Below are 15,214 nucleotides of genomic sequence, written 5' to 3' on the forward strand. Positions count from 1 at the left end.
GGGCTTTTTCGTTTTATGTATTAGCTTTCAGCCTTCCTGCTTTCTAGCTTTGGCTCTCGTCATCCAATAAAATAGGTTTCTCGTTGGGTGCTTTTGCTGCTTCGCGCATTTTTTGCATCATGGCATAGAAAATAGGTACTAGTACCGTTGCTAAGATGACTGAAGCAATCATGCCTCCTAATACCGCATAACCTAGCGATTTACGACTTTCAGCACCTGCGCCTGTGGCAAGCACCAAGGGAATAACACCTAATACAAATGAAAGACCGGTCATTAGTACGGCGCGAAAACGTAATCTTCCCGCTTCAACAGCTGCTTCAAGTGTTGGTTTTCCACCTTCACGTAACTCTTTGGCAAACTCCACGATTAAAATCGCACTTTTACTGGCCAATCCAATTAACAGTACCAGTCCAATTTGAGCATATAGATTAAGCTCAACACCCATAATATTAAGGTAAATAAAGGCGCCAAACATCGCTAACGGTACCGATAGCATCACCGCGAGTGGAATTGTCCAACTTTCATATTGTGCGACTAAGAACAAGTAAGTAAACAGGAACGCCAGTGCAAAAATGAAAGGCGCTAAGTTACCCGCTTGTAGTTCTTGAAAGGTTTGTCCTGTCCATTCATAGCTGTAACCCGATGGCAACGTGTTTACCGCGCGCTCTACGGCAGCAATCGCCTCACCGGTACTGTAACCTGGCGCAGGGAAAATATTAATATCCGTTGAGCTAAACAGGTTATATTGTTTAACTGATTCAGGGCCAAGAATAGGCGTGATTTCCACTAAGGTACTTAGCGGCACCATTTCATTATTCTTAGTGCGCACATAGAAACTGTTAATGTCTTTTTCGCTATTCCTAAACTCATTATCAGCTTGAACCATCACGTTAAACACTTTACCAAAACGGTTAAAGTCATTGACGTAATAACCGCCTAATTGTGTTTGTAAGGTATTAAAAATAACCGACAACTCAATGCCTAAATCTTTGGCTTTTTGACGGTTAATATCCACATACATTTGTGGCACATTAGAGCGGAAGTTACTAAATGAGAACGCCACTTCAGGTAAGCTATTAAGAGAAAGAATAAACGATCCCATCACTTGTGAAAGCTGTTCAGGGCTTCGACCTTGGCTATCTTGTAATACAAAAGAGAGACCACTGGTCGAGCCAAGTCCTGGAATTGAGGGTAGGGCAAAGGCCATCACTTTTGCACTCGGCATGGTATTAAACTTAGCTTGTAAGCGTGCAATGATTTGCATCTGATGCATGCTTTTTTCGCTACGTTCGTCCCAGTTATCAAGTGTGATAATCAATAAACCACCGTTTGAAGCGACGGAGCCGGTCATAATACTAAAACCACTCACGTGAATAACGTCGGCAACACCGGGCTCATTACGGGCCATCGTCACCAGCTCATCCATCACTTTTTCAGTACGGTTTAATGATGCGCCATCGGGTAACTGAATATCTACCATGAATGATTTTTTATCTTCAAGCGGAATAAAACCAGAAGGTGTATTACCGGCAAGCATTAATAACGCGCCCATCAAAATCGCAAAACCAATGCCCACTAATAATAAGCGACGGACTAATAAACTCACTAGCGCGGTATAACGCTCAGTTAACTTGTTAAAAAACTTATTAAACTGAAAATGAAACCCTTTAGTGTGTTTTTTAGGTTTACGTAAAACGGTTGCAGCTAATGCAGGGCTTAATGTCAGCGCATTCACAGAGGAGATAAGTACAGCAATACAGATGGTAATAGAGAATTGTGCGTACATTTGACCGGTTATGCCGGGCATGACGGCTGTGGGTGCAAATACCGCTAATAATACTAAGGTGGTCGCAATAATAGGACCTGTTACCTCTTTCATCGCTTTTTCAGTGGCTTCAACAGGGGTTAACCCTTCATCTTCCATCAAACGAGTTACATTTTCGATCACCACAATCGCATCATCCACCACGATACCGATGGCGAGCACCAGTGCAAATAGTGAGATAGTATTAATGCTCATGCCAATCGCGAGCATAAAGGCAAAGGTACCAATCAGCGAGACGGGTATTGCAATAGCAGGGATCAGGGTTGAACGTACATCTTGTAAGAAAAGGTAAACGATGAAGATAACCAGCACAATAGCAACTAACAAGGTTTCAATTACCTCGCCAATCGATGCACTCACTGATTCTGTGGTGTCGTAAGCCACGACACTTTCTATATCGGTTGGGTAGTTTTGAGATAACTTTTTAAGGTCTTCTTTAATGGCCTTAGCGACATCAAGCGCGTTTGCACCGGGTGACTGGTAGACTGCAATAATAGCGGAGGGTTTTTGGTTAAATTTACCCTCTGCATCATAACTGCTTGAACCTAATTCTAAACGTGCAACGGCATTCAAATACACTTTAGAGCCATCAGGATTTGCTCGGATCATTATTTCAGAAAATTCTTCTGTGGTTTGAAAACGACCTTTAGTTTGTAGGGTATATTGGAAACGTTGATCTTTTGATGAAGGTGATGCACCAACACGACCCGCCGCTACTTGAATGTTTTGCTCACGTATTGAGGCAATAACATCTTCTGTGGTGACATTGAGGTTGGCCATTTTATTAGGATCAAGCCAGATACGCATTGCGTAATCCATTGCACCAATAATTTGCACATCTGAAACACCCGTTTGACGTGCGAGTGAATCTTTAATGTTGATGTTGGCATAATTACTTAAAAATAGAGAATCAAAGGTTTCATTGGGTGAGTTTAAATTCACCACTAAAAGCATATTTGGCGATTTCTTATTAACTGAAACGCCTGACTGTTGCACTTCTGCTGGTAATTTAGACATGACCTTAGTGACACGATTTTGCACATTAACCTGTGCCATATCGGCATCGGTGCCTACTGCAAAGGTAATGCTTAACGAATAACTACCATCATTTGCACTACTTGAAGACATATATAACATATCTTCTACGCCGTTAACCGATGACTCAATCGCTTGAGCAACGGTGGATTTTACAGTTTCAGCGTTGGCACCTCGATAGCTGGTGGTCACACTCACCTGTGGTGGCGCAATTTCTGGAAACTCTGCGACGGATAACATCGGAATCGATAATAGGCCGGCGAGTGTTAATACAATTGAGATAACAAAAGCGAACTTGGGGCGATGAATAAAGAATTTACTGATCATAGTGCTAACCTACTTTTTAGTTTGCGAAGTAAAAGGTGTTTCAGTTTGCTCTGTTGTATCAACCACAATACCCACGCGTACTTTTTGTAAACCTTCAACGACTATTTTTTCTCCAATCTCTAATCCTTTTAATACTTCCCAGCGTACATCGTAACGGCTGCCTAATGTCACCATGCGTTTTTCAATTTTACTTTCACTATTAACCACTAAAACAAAACGCCCTTGCTGCTCTTCTTGTACTGAAGATTGTGAAATCAGGATGACACTATCTTCATCGGGTAGTGAGATTGATAAACTTGTATATTGCCCTGGTAATAACAACGCATCAGGGTTATCAAAAATCGCTCTAATGGCTAATGTACCTGTGCTTTGGTCGATGCGGTTATCAACAAAGTCAATTTTACCAATGTGCTCATAGTTAAGCGTTTCACTTAAAGCGATGGTAACAGTTAGATCATCTGTTCCGATTTGCGCGCCATTGCTAAACGCGTTACGTGATTTACTTAAGGTTTTTTCTGCCACTTGAAAGTTAGCCCAGATAGGGTCAAGTTGTACTAAGGTCGCAAGCTCTAGGTTATTAGCCGTGATTAAATCACCGGTGCTGACTGCGGAGCGGCTTATTCTGCCTGAGATAGGCGCCATAATTTTAGTGTATGAAAGGTCAAGTAATGCGGTTTCAAGCGCTGCTTGTTTAATAGCAACATCGGCTTCGGTTTGATTCATGCTTGCCGTTAACTCATCAATATCCATTTCAGACATCGCACCCGTTTTACTCAGTTTTTTACCACGTTGCCAGCGATTAGTGGCAATTTTCAAGGCAGATTGAGCATGTTTTAAAGACGCTTTTTGTTGGTTAACCGTTGTTTGGTAAGGAGAAGCATCAATTTCAAATAACAAGGTTCCTTTTTCTACGTCATCGCCACCGGTGAAGTGACGTTTTAGTAAAACACCTTCAACCTGAGAACGTATGGACACATCTTCAGTTGCTTCTGTACGTCCAATGAAACTAATTTGTGGGCGAATTTGTGTTTCTTTAATGGTTTCAATGACAACGTGAGGGGTTGGTGACGCTTTTTTTACTACATTCGTATCATTACAAGCAGTAAGAGAAAGCAATAATAGAGGGATAATCACGCATGTACGTCGTATAGAAAATATGTTCATTGGAAGCCTTTTTGCAAAAATTTGTCTGTTAGGTTACATCTTATTAAACAAGTTCAATGAATGCGAATGATTAATGCTTTTCTTTATGTTGTTGTGATGATAGAGGCGAGCCATTAGCTGTCAGCCCCAGTTTAACAATAAACTGAAAAGTGTTTAGCGTTATGAAGATAAAGCGAGCTTAGGTTTTGAATTTACTGATGACTGACAGCTAACCGCTGAAAGCTTTGATAACTGTATTTGAATGGTGGAGCTATGCGGGATCGAGCTGAATTATCTACTTCAGTGTGAAAATAATGATATTTAGTTTTAAATATTTGAATGGTGGAGCTATGCGGGATCGAACCGCAGACCTCTTCACTGCCAGCGAAGCGCTCTCCCAGCTGAGCTATAGCCCCATATCATGGGTATTAATGGAAATACTGGAGGTAGTATATAAATACCAAAGCAAAGTATATTCACCTCAGTATTTATTGTCAATTCAAAGTGTTAGTGATTTTTAACCGAATGCAAAAAACACATAAAAGTCCAAACAAACAAATCACCGCCTTCGTGGTAAAAAGCTTTTGACTTTATGTTTTGACCTTACTGAAAGCTGACCGCTAATTACTGACAGCTGACAAAAATCACCACGAAGCCGCTGCGCTACACAGAGAACACGAAGAAAACATTAATAAAGGTTTGCTTTACCTTCGTGCCTTCGTGGTTAAACGCTTTTGACTTTAGGTTTTGACCTTACTGAAAGCTAACAGCTAAAAACTGATAGCTTCTTTTATTGGTTCGCTTCACGTGCCGCAATAAACTCAAGTGCACGAGAAATACGTGGGATGCTGCGTTCTTTACCAATTAAACGTAATGTCACGTCTAATGATGGAGATTGGCCTGCACCCGTAATAGCAACACGTAATGGCATACCGACTTTACCCATACCCACTTCAAGTTCATCAGCAGTGTCTTGGATGATTTGTTGTAGTGTTTCATCAGTCCAGTCTTCACATGCTTGCAGTTTAGTTTGCACTAAAACTAAGGCTTCTTTAGCCACTGGGCGAAGATGCTTTTTCGCTGCATTTGCATCAAAAGCTTCATATTCTTCATAGAAGTAACGGCTTGAGCTTGCTAGCTCAACTAATGTTTTCACTTTTTCAGAAAGTGCTGTAATCACTTCTGTTAATGCAGGGCCATTAGTCATATCAATCTTTTGCTCATCCATATGCCACTGTAAGTAACCAGCAACGTATTCAGGCTCAGATGTTTTGATGTAATGGTTGTTTAACCACAATAGTTTGTCAGTGTTAAAGGCAGAAGCAGATTTACTCACGTTCGTTAAGCTAAATAGCTCAATCATCTCTTCTTCTGAAAAGATCTCTTGATCGCCATTTGACCAACCTAAACGTACTAAGTAGTTATTTAATGCGTTTGGTAAAAAACCTTCATCGCGGTATTGCATAACAGAAACAGCACCGTGGCGTTTCGATAACTTAGCGCCGTCGTCACCTAAGATCATTGCACAATGTGCGAATGTTGGAACAGGTGCGCCTAATGCGTTATAGATGTTGATTTGACGAGGCGTATTATTGATATGATCTTCACCACGTACTACGTGTGTAATGCCCATATCCCAGTCATCAACCACAACACAGAAGTTGTATGTTGGTGCGCCATCTGTACGGCGAATGATCAGATCATCTAACTGGCTATTGGCAATTTCAATGTCGCCACGAATGTCATCTTTAAAAACAACCGTGCCTTCTTTAGGATTACGGAAACGAATAACACAAGGCTCACCGTCAGTTGCTGCTTCATTAACTGCAACAATTTTAGGATGGTTTGCATCGTAACGTGCCATCTCTTTATTCGCTTCTTGCTCTGCGCGAATTTCATCAAGCAAATCTTTTGGCGCGTAACATTTATAAGCTTTATCTTCAGCTAACAGTTTTTCAACCATTTCGTTGTAACGATCAAAACGTTTTGTTTGGTAATAAGGACCTTCATCCCAATCAAGACCTAACCAACTCATGCCCTCTAAAATGGCATCAACCGCTTCTTGAGTCGAACGTTCAACATCAGTATCTTCAATACGTAATACAAATTGTCCGCCTTGGCTTTTTGCATATAACCAAGAGTAAAGTGCAGTACGTGCACCACCAACGTGTAAAAAGCCTGTTGGGCTTGGGGCAAAACGAGTCTTAACAGTCATTTGGAAGTTCCTATAGATAAGCAGTTGGAAAATAAAAATGCATTTTAACCAATACCCATACCAATACCAATGCATTACATTAATTATTTGTGTTTATTATTAGGCGCCATTTATATTTGGGTAATTTAATACGTGTCATTACCCACGTAATCACCATTCTTTGATAACGCCGATTTAGCGACTTGAGCTGTTGGTATGCTTGTGTATCCTTGATCGCAAAATATTACATTACAGGGTGTATCGTATTGCGGTTTTCATCTAAAGTGTTGATTTTAAACTAAACTGTCATTTCCCCTTATAACTTTTTACTTGCTAATTAGCCTGCGTAATCACAAATACTTCTATGTTATAGCATTCTAACCTCAATAAAGGGGCGTCACCTTATTAACTAATTTACGTGACTAAGGCATAATTATTATCAACTACATCATGTATAGCGAAGGAAAGTTATGAACAAAAATAGATTAACTCATCTAAAAGCCTTGGAGGCTGAGTCAATACAAATTATGCGCGAAGTTGCTGCAGAATTTGATAATCCAGTAATGCTTTATTCAGTGGGCAAAGACTCTTCAGTGCTTTTGCATTTAGCACGTAAAGCATTCTACCCAGGTAAAATTCCTTTTCCGTTGATGCATGTTGATACTAACTGGAAGTTCAAAGAGATGATTGAGTTCCGCGATAAAGTAGCGGAAAAATATGACTTTGAATTACTTGTTCATAAAAATCCTGAAGGTATCGCAATGGGCATGGGACCGTTTACACACGGCTCAGCAAAACATACTGATGTAATGAAAACACAAGGCCTAAAACAAGCCTTAGACAAGCATGGTTTTGATGCTGCATTTGGTGGCGCTCGTCGTGATGAAGAGAAATCACGCGCTAAAGAACGTGTTTATTCATTCCGTGATAAGAAGCACCGTTGGGATCCTAAAAACCAACGTCCTGAGCTTTGGAATATCTACAATTCAAAAGTAGATCGTGGTGAAAGTATTCGTGTATTTCCACTGTCTAACTGGACTGAACTTGATATCTGGCAGTACATCTACCAAGAAGATATCGAAATGGTGCCACTGTATTTTGCAGAAGAGCGTCCGGTTGTTGAGCGTGATGGTTCTTTAATCATGGTTGATGATGAACGTATGCCACTTGAAGAAGGTGAAGTACCACAAATGAAAAGTGTACGTTTCCGTACATTAGGTTGTTACCCACTAACGGGTGCAATTGAATCAACAGCAAAAACATTGCCTGAGATTATTCAAGAAATGTTATTAACGACGACATCTGAACGTCAAGGCCGCGTAATCGATAACGATTCTGCTGGCTCGATGGAAAAGAAAAAGATGGAAGGTTATTTCTAAGCGGAGCTTAGGAAAGAAGCTATCAGCTTTCGGCTATCAGCTATCAGTACTGCAGCTTATCGAGAACTCTTATGAATTTTGAAAAGTTAGAAGTATGGAAAAGGTCTGCACGTTTATCTGCAGAGTTGTATAAAGCAACTGCAGATTTACGGGATTATGGTTTTAGAGACCAGCTGACTCGCTCTGGTTTATCAGTGCCGAGTAATATTGCGGAAGGTATGACACGAACTAGTACTAAAGAAAAAATACGTTTTTTGGATATTGCTCGCTCATCGTTAGCGGAAGCAAGAACGCAAATCTATATCGGTATTGATATTGGTTACTTACCCTCGATTGAAGGTAAGGCTTGGTTAGAAGAAACGCATCATATTTCAATGATGCTGACAGGTTTAATCAAAACAATAGCGGTTAACGAATAGTTTTTTCTGACAGCCGACAGCTAATAGCTGAAGGCTAACTGTTTAAAGGAATTTAAAATGTCGAACGAACAAAGTTTATTAGCGACGGATATCGAAGGATACCTACGCGCACACGAAAACAAAGATATGATGCGTTTTATCACTTGTGGTAGCGTAGACGATGGTAAATCAACACTGATTGGCCGCCTGTTATACGATAGCAAAATGATTTTTGAAGATCACATGGCAGCTATCGAGAAAGACTCAAAGAAATTCAATACAACAGATAACTCATTTGATTTAGCGTTATTAGTTGATGGTCTGCAATCTGAACGTGAGCAGGGTATTACGATTGATGTTGCTTACCGTTACTTTGCTACTGAAAAACGTAAGTTTATCATTGCCGATACACCTGGGCATGAGCAATATACACGTAACATGGCAACCGGTGCTTCTACTTGTGACTTAGCGATTATTTTGATTGATGCGCGTCACGGTGTTCAAGTGCAAACTCGTCGCCACTCTTACATTTGTTCTCTGTTAGGTATTAAGCACGTTGTTATCGCTGTGAATAAAATGGATGCGGTTGATTACGACCAAGACGTTTACAAAAAAATTAAAGCGGATTACCGTGAATTTGCAAAACAGCTAAACATTGCTGATGTTCGTTTTGTGCCAATCTCAGCATTAAAAGGCGACAACGTAGTAAACCAAAGTGAAAACATGCCTTGGTACCCAGGCTCTCCGTTAATGCGTTTGTTAGATACCGTGCAAATCAATAATGATACTAACGAGCAGTTTCGTTTAGGCGTGCAATACGTAAATCGTCCTAACTTAAATTTCCGTGGTTTTGCAGGTACGATTGCATCGGGTGAGATTCGCGTTGGTGATACGATTGAAGCATTACCGTCTGGTAAGCAAAGTAAAGTAAAAGAGATTGTTACCTTTGATGGCAATATCGAATCTGCATTTGAAGGCATGGCAATTACGCTAACGCTTGAAGATGAAATCGATATCAGCCGTGGCGATATGATTGTTCGTCCACATGAAAAACCAGAATCAAGCAAAAACTTTGTTGCTGATGTGGTTTGGATGGATGAAAAAGCATTACATGTTGACCGTGAATACATCGTTAAAGTCGGTACTAACTCGACAGTCGGTTCTGTGGTTGCTATCAACTCTAAAACTGATGTAAATACGATGGAGCAAACTGCAGCAAGCCAACTTGATTTGAATGAGATTGGTAACTGTAACTTTGAAGTTGCTGAAGAAGTGCAGTTCGATGCTTACAATGAAAACCGTGCAACCGGTGCATTCATTGTTATTGACCGATTAACTAATGCAACAGTAGGCGCGGGTATGATTCGTGGTTCTATTGAAGCTGTTAAAAAAGAACAAGAGCATGCTTACAGCGCGTTCGAAGTTGAATTTAACACATTAGTTCGCAAGCATTTCCCGCACTGGGAAGCAAAAGATATCCTTAAAGGATAATTGCTAAAAAGCTATCAGCTGTCGGCTTCAAGCTGTCAGCTGACGGCTGTTAGCTGATGGCTTATTTATGACTCTTCAATCTTATTTTGTACTTGCTGTTTTCCTCTCTACCATTGTCGGTTTAATCAAATTTCAACAGCGCCCAAGCCTGGTATTTGGTATTGCGTTATTGGTTTTGTTTGCCACGCAAATGGTCTCTACTGAGCAAGTAATTAAAAGCATCTCCAATCAAGGTTTACTCACATTAATCATATTAATGTTATGTTCAATTGCGTTAGAAAAAACACGCTTATTACGCCTTGTTGCTATGAAGGTGATCAAACCCAGTTATAAAAGTACTTGGACCCGTTTATTTGGTTTTACCGTACTTTCTTCTGCGCTGCTGAATAACACGGCGGTTGTCTCAACGATGTTAGCGCCGATACGTAATAATCCGCATCATCCTGCGAGTAAGCTATTAATCCCACTCTCCTACGCGGCTATTTTAGGCGGCACGTTAACCCTAGTGGGCACATCTACGAATTTAATCGTCAACAGTTTAGTGTTAGATGCTAATTTACCCTCTCTGGGTTTTTTTGACTTTACCTTGGTCGGCCTGTGTTTAGTGGTTGTCTGCGGCATTACACTATGCTTATTTAGCCATTTATTACCCAGTCGTGATATGGATTACGTAACCGCAGAATCCTATTTTATTGAAACAAAAATTAGTCCAGAATCGAGTTTAGTGGGCAAAACCGTTGAGCAGAATGGTTTACGCCATCTGCAATCACTGTTTCTCGTTGAAATTATGCGTGGTGACTGTTTGTTACGCGCAGTGGCGCCAACAGAAGTCATACAAGCAAACGATAAGCTTATCTTTAGTGGCGATATTTCAAAAGTGAGCCAGCTATACCTATTTGATGGACTGTCTATTTTTGCCGAAAGCAGTGGTTTGTCGATGGATAACTTACGTGAAGTGGTTGTGCGTCCTGAAAGTGTATTAACCGGAAAAACCCTTAAGTCCGTCGGTTTTCGTTCATTGTTTGATGCGGCGGTTGTCGCAGTTAAACGAGACGGTGAAAAAGTATCCGGTAAAATTGGTCGATTAAAAATACAGCCTGGTGATTTTTTAGTATTAGCGGTGGGTGAAGATTTTAAATCGCGCCGTAATATTCGTAAAAACTTTATTCTGCTGTCTGACGTCGAATTAGATTCGCGTTTATCGGGTAAAAAAGAATGGATAGCCGTATTAGGGTTCTTAGCTGCTATTGTGCTGGCGGCCGTTGGATTGATTCCACTGTTTAAATCGGTGGTGTTATTGCTTGGTGTCTTGCTACTAACTGGTTGTTTTAGCCCTAATGAATTATTACGCCGTTTTCCTATCGACATTTGGATCATTATCTCTTCTGCAATAGGCCTTTCATATGCGTTGCAAAATAGCGGTGTTATTGATTCCTTTAATTTATTGATCAGTGAAAACAGTGATGCATTTAGCCCGTTATTCGCGTTAATTGCGGTTTATATTGTCACTTGGTTACTCACTGAATTAGTGACTAATAACGCAGCTGCCGCGTTAGTGTTTCCTATCGCTTATGGATTAGCGACTAGCCTTGATGCAAACCCCACTGCGTTTATTATGGCGGTTGCTTTTGGCGCGAGCGCAAGTTTCATTAGCCCTTATGGATACCAAACTAATTTAATGGTGTTTAATGCAGGGCAATATAAGTTAAATGATTTTATTAAAATTGGTGTTCCTGTCAGTATTGCTTATAGCCTTACCGCAGTGACCATGATTATCGTTGTTTTTGGATTATAAGAATAAAGAAGCTGTCAGCGGTTAGCTTTCAGCTGTCAGAATACGGTTCCTGCGCAGTAGTTTTGAATGAATGTTTTAACTGAAAGCTGATGGCTGATAGCCGACAGCTATTATATTTTAACTGAAAGCTAATGGCCGATAGCCGATAGCTATATTAAGAGAATATTATGACTACTCCTTACGTAGAAAAAGAAGTTGATGGTGATAAATCATCAGATGTTGTTTGGCATCAAGCCAGTGTGTCACATGATGACCATGTTAAATTAAATGGCCATAAACCAGCGGTACTTTGGTTTACGGGATTAAGTGGCTCAGGTAAATCAACGGTCGCTAATGCCGTTGATCTGATGTTGCATCAACTTAATGCTAAAACCTATGTGTTAGATGGTGATAATGTGCGTCACGGATTAAATGGTGATCTAGGATTTTCTGATGTCGACAGAGTTGAAAACATTCGCCGTATTGGTGAAGTGTCTAAGTTATTTGTTGATGCCGGTTTGTTAGTGTCTACGGCATTTATCTCTCCTTTTATTGCTGATCGTGAAATGGTACGAGAACAATTACAAGCAGGGCAGTTTGTTGAAGTGTTTGTTGATACACCAATAGAGGTGTGTGAGTCTCGTGACCCTAAAGGTTTATACAAAAAAGCACGAGCTGGTGAAATCAAAAACTTTACCGGTATTGATTCTGCTTATGAACTACCTGTTAACCCAGAAGTGCACGTTGAAACGGCTAATAAATCAATTGAAGCCTGTGCTGCACAAGTGGTTAGCTATCTGCAAGCGAATGGTTACCTTTAAAGATAAAGAAGCTGTCAGTTATTAGCTTTCAGCTGTCAGCAAAGTCAAAACCTATAAACCTCAGTGATTCCCGCAGTGTTTTAGCGGGAATCACTGAGTGTTAAACGGCAAGGCAACAAATCAGCTCCTCGATAAAAGGCAAAATAAGCTGTTAGTTATTCACTTTCAGCTGTCAGTAAAGTCAAAATCTATAAACCTCCGTCATTCCCGCAGTGTTTTAGCGGGAATCCCAGTGTTAGTTTCGGTGTTTTATTTATAAACAAGCCTCCAACATATATACCCGTCATTCCCGAGTTTTTTTGTCGGGAATCTCAGGGTGTTAAACGGCAAGGCATAAATCAGATCCTCGATAAAAGCCTTCGAGGATGACGGCTATTGTGTCCGTGATGAAGAAGGTGGTGTCCGTCATTCCCGTATTGTTTTAGCGGAAATCTCAGTATAGCTAAACTTAGAATTAAGGTTTTTATGAATTACGATGTTTTTAATGGTGATGCAGATGGCATCATCGCACTGTTACAGTTACGTCTTGCAAACCCTCTCGAAAGCCAATTAGTCACGGGTGTTAAACGTGATATTAAGTTACTGCAAAATATCGATGTTAATGCGGGTGATACTTTGACTGTTTTAGATATCTCAATGGAAAAAAATATTGATGGCTTAAATAGTGCGTTAGAGAAGGGCGCTTCTGTTTTTTATGCCGATCATCATCGTTGTGGTGAAATTCCTGAGCATGAAAAGCTTGATGCGAATATCGATTTAGATGCCAATACCTGTACCGGGTTAATCATTGATAAGCTACTAGACGGAAAATTTCATGCGTGGGCAATTACGGCTGCTTATGGTGATAACTTAATTGCTAAAGCGGATGATCTTTGTCTACAGGCTGGTTATTCAGTAGAGCAAGCTGAGCAGTTGAAAGAGTTAGGCACACTGATTAATTATAATGGCTACGGGGCAACGGTTGCAGATCTTCATTTTGATCCTGCTACATTATATCAAGCCTTATTAGCTTATCCTTCACCCTTTGACTTGCTTAAGGATTTGAATTCTCCCTTTTATAAGTTACAAAAAGCTTATGGAGAAGATATAGCGAAAGCGTTGGCGGTGCCCTCCACACATCAAAGTGCATTATTATCAATATTCGAATTACCCGATGAAACATGGTCACGTCGCATTAGTGGTGTTTATGGAAACCTATTAGCAAATCAAAATCCTGACTCAGCACATGCGGTATTAACTAAAAATAAAGATGAGAGTTACCTTGTTTCATTAAGGGCACCATTAAATAATAAACAGGGTGCAGGGGATATTTGCAGTAAATTTGCAACGGGTGGCGGTCGCGCGGCCGCTGCGGGTATTAATGCGCTTAATCATGATGCATTAAATACGTTTATTGAGTTAATTGAACAGCATTACAGGCATTAATTTATCGTTATCACCTTATTTGTCACTGTATATATTGGCCTGTCACTAAAATAATTAAAACAGACCAATATATCAATAGGATAAATACCGATAAAATATTCGTCTAGCGGTGTTGTTCTGCTTAATCACTGACCTTTCTGCAGTCATTATAAGCATGTTGCTTAAGAGTTAGGCAGTCAAAAAAAGATTGATACAAAGTGCTTGCATGAACCAATTAGGTTCTATATTATTCGCCTCGTCTTCAAGGCATCGCTAAGAAGACAAGGTTACAATGAATTGGGCGATTAGCTCAGTTGGGAGAGCACCGCCCTTACAAGGCGGGGGTCACTGGTTCAAGCCCAGTATCGCCCACCAATTCATTTAGCTGCTTCGTTAATAACAAGAAGTAAAACGGTTATTAGTAGTTGTGAGCGATTAGCCCATAGTTACGAAAAGGTGGGAGAGCATTGCTCAGCTACCGCTTCGTTAATAGCAAGAAGTAAAATAGTTGTTGATTTAATCATGGGCGATTAGCTCAGTTGGGAGAGCACCGCCCTTACAAGGCGGGGGTCACTGGTTCAAGCCCAGTATCGCCCACCATGATTAACTTCTTAATAACAAGAAGTAAAAATGTTGTTAATAATTATGAGCGATTAGCTTATCGTTATGAAAAGGTGGGAGAGCGTTGCTCAATCATCCGCTTCTATAATAACAAGAAGTAAAACGTTATTGATTTAGTTATGGGCGATTAGCTCAGTTGGGAGAGCACCGCCCTTACAAGGCGGGGGTCACTGGTTCAAGCCCAGTATCGCCCACCATAACTAAATATAAAAATTCAATGGTTGTGAGCTTTGGCTTGCAGTTAAGATAGGTAGAAAAGCATTGCTTGTTTACCGACTTCTTAATAACAAGAAGTAAAAGTGTTATTTTTAACGGTGAGTGATTAGCTTGTCGTTATGAAAAGGTGGGAGAGCACTGCTCAACTACTGTCTTCTTAATAACAAGAAGTAAAAGAGTTATTGTTTTAATTATGGGCGATTAGCTCAGTTGGGAGAGCACCGCCCTTACAAGGCGGGGGTCACTGGTTCAAGCCCAGTATCGCCCACCATAATTAAAACGTTTAGTAGCATGTAATGTGGGCGATTAGCTCAGTTGGGAGAGCACCGCCCTTACAAGGCGGGGGTCACTGGTTCAAGCCCAGTATCGCCCACCACATTATCTATTAGATCTTCTTAGTATATCGAAGTAAAAATACTAAATTTATATCATGGGCGATTAGCTCAGTTGGGAGAGCACCGCCCTTACAAGGCGGGGGTCACTGGTTCAAGCCCAGTATCGCCCACCATGATATAGCAACAAATACGGACGCGAGATGGAGCAGTCTGGTAGCTCGTCGGGCTCATAACCCGAAGGTCGTAGGTTC

9 protein-coding genes and 7 tRNA genes are annotated in these 15,214 nt (G+C 40.6%); 12 read left to right on the plus strand and 4 right to left on the minus strand.

What is annotated here, in order from left to right:
- Positions 1-43 precede the first annotated feature (43 nt).
- The 4 genes from CXF74_RS12420 to gltX all read right to left on the minus strand — a co-directional run bounded on the left by CXF74_RS12420 (position 44) and on the right by gltX (position 6,545).
- Positions 44-3,187 (minus strand): efflux RND transporter permease subunit, encoded by a 3,144-nt coding sequence (locus tag CXF74_RS12420; RefSeq protein WP_101082758.1) that lies wholly within the window; start codon positions 3,185-3,187, stop codon positions 44-46.
- Between the two features lie 9 nt (positions 3,188-3,196).
- Entirely contained in the window at positions 3,197-4,351 is a 1,155-nt protein-coding gene (locus CXF74_RS12425; protein ID WP_101082759.1) for an efflux RND transporter periplasmic adaptor subunit, read from the minus strand.
- A gap of 319 nt (positions 4,352-4,670) precedes the next feature.
- Positions 4,671-4,746 (minus strand) — tRNA-Ala (locus CXF74_RS12430).
- A gap of 374 nt (positions 4,747-5,120) precedes the next feature.
- Entirely contained in the window at positions 5,121-6,545 is a 1,425-nt protein-coding gene (gene gltX, locus CXF74_RS12435) for a glutamate--tRNA ligase (RefSeq protein WP_101082760.1), read from the minus strand.
- A 449-nt stretch (positions 6,546-6,994) separates the two neighbouring features.
- Here gltX and cysD point away from each other — a divergent pair, with 449 nt between their 5' ends.
- The 12 genes from cysD to CXF74_RS12495 all read left to right on the plus strand — a co-directional run bounded on the left by cysD (position 6,995) and on the right by CXF74_RS12495 (position 15,136).
- Entirely contained in the window at positions 6,995-7,903 is a 909-nt protein-coding gene (gene cysD / locus CXF74_RS12440) for a sulfate adenylyltransferase subunit CysD (RefSeq protein WP_101082761.1), read from the plus strand.
- A gap of 71 nt (positions 7,904-7,974) precedes the next feature.
- Positions 7,975-8,322, plus strand: coding sequence for a four helix bundle protein (locus CXF74_RS12445; RefSeq protein ID WP_101082762.1), 348 nt, complete (start codon positions 7,975-7,977; stop codon positions 8,320-8,322).
- Between the two features lie 57 nt (positions 8,323-8,379).
- Positions 8,380-9,792, plus strand: a complete 1,413-nt coding sequence (gene cysN / locus CXF74_RS12450; RefSeq protein ID WP_101082763.1) for a sulfate adenylyltransferase subunit CysN — start codon at positions 8,380-8,382, stop codon at positions 9,790-9,792.
- Positions 9,793-9,859: 67 nt separating this feature from the next.
- Positions 9,860-11,587 (plus strand): SLC13 family permease, encoded by a 1,728-nt coding sequence (locus tag CXF74_RS12455; RefSeq protein ID WP_101082764.1) that lies wholly within the window; start codon positions 9,860-9,862, stop codon positions 11,585-11,587.
- 167 nt (positions 11,588-11,754) lie between these two features.
- Entirely contained in the window at positions 11,755-12,387 is a 633-nt protein-coding gene (gene cysC, locus CXF74_RS12460) for an adenylyl-sulfate kinase (RefSeq protein WP_101082765.1), read from the plus strand.
- Positions 12,388-12,852: 465 nt separating this feature from the next.
- Positions 12,853-13,812 (plus strand): DHHA1 domain-containing protein, encoded by a 960-nt coding sequence (locus CXF74_RS12465; RefSeq protein ID WP_101082766.1) that lies wholly within the window; start codon positions 12,853-12,855, stop codon positions 13,810-13,812.
- Between the two features lie 278 nt (positions 13,813-14,090).
- Positions 14,091-14,166: transfer RNA gene (locus tag CXF74_RS12470), tRNA-Val, on the plus strand.
- Between the two features lie 149 nt (positions 14,167-14,315).
- A tRNA-Val gene (locus CXF74_RS12475) sits at positions 14,316-14,391 on the plus strand.
- A 142-nt stretch (positions 14,392-14,533) separates the two neighbouring features.
- A tRNA-Val gene (locus CXF74_RS12480) sits at positions 14,534-14,609 on the plus strand.
- Positions 14,610-14,823: 214 nt separating this feature from the next.
- A tRNA-Val gene (locus tag CXF74_RS12485) sits at positions 14,824-14,899 on the plus strand.
- 29 nt (positions 14,900-14,928) lie between these two features.
- Positions 14,929-15,004 (plus strand) — tRNA-Val (locus tag CXF74_RS12490).
- A gap of 56 nt (positions 15,005-15,060) precedes the next feature.
- Positions 15,061-15,136: transfer RNA gene (locus CXF74_RS12495), tRNA-Val, on the plus strand.
- Positions 15,137-15,214: the final 78 nt, after the last annotated feature.

Source organism: Psychromonas sp. Urea-02u-13, from assembly GCF_002835995.1.
Taxonomy (GTDB): Bacteria; Pseudomonadota; Gammaproteobacteria; order Enterobacterales; family Psychromonadaceae; genus Psychromonas.

Coding starts and splice junctions, on each gene's coding strand:
- CXF74_RS12420 (WP_101082758.1), bottom strand. CDS start 3,187: ATGATCAGTAAATTCTTTATTCATCGCCCCAAGTTCGCTTTTGTTATC.
- CXF74_RS12425 (WP_101082759.1), bottom strand. CDS start 4,351: ATGAACATATTTTCTATACGACGTACATGCGTGATTATCCCTCTATTA.
- gltX (WP_101082760.1), bottom strand. CDS start 6,545: ATGACTGTTAAGACTCGTTTTGCCCCAAGCCCAACAGGCTTTTTACAC.
- cysD (WP_101082761.1), top strand. CDS start 6,995: ATGAACAAAAATAGATTAACTCATCTAAAAGCCTTGGAGGCTGAGTCA.
- CXF74_RS12445 (WP_101082762.1), top strand. CDS start 7,975: ATGAATTTTGAAAAGTTAGAAGTATGGAAAAGGTCTGCACGTTTATCT.
- cysN (WP_101082763.1), top strand. CDS start 8,380: ATGTCGAACGAACAAAGTTTATTAGCGACGGATATCGAAGGATACCTA.
- CXF74_RS12455 (WP_101082764.1), top strand. CDS start 9,860: ATGACTCTTCAATCTTATTTTGTACTTGCTGTTTTCCTCTCTACCATT.
- cysC (WP_101082765.1), top strand. CDS start 11,755: ATGACTACTCCTTACGTAGAAAAAGAAGTTGATGGTGATAAATCATCA.
- CXF74_RS12465 (WP_101082766.1), top strand. CDS start 12,853: ATGAATTACGATGTTTTTAATGGTGATGCAGATGGCATCATCGCACTG.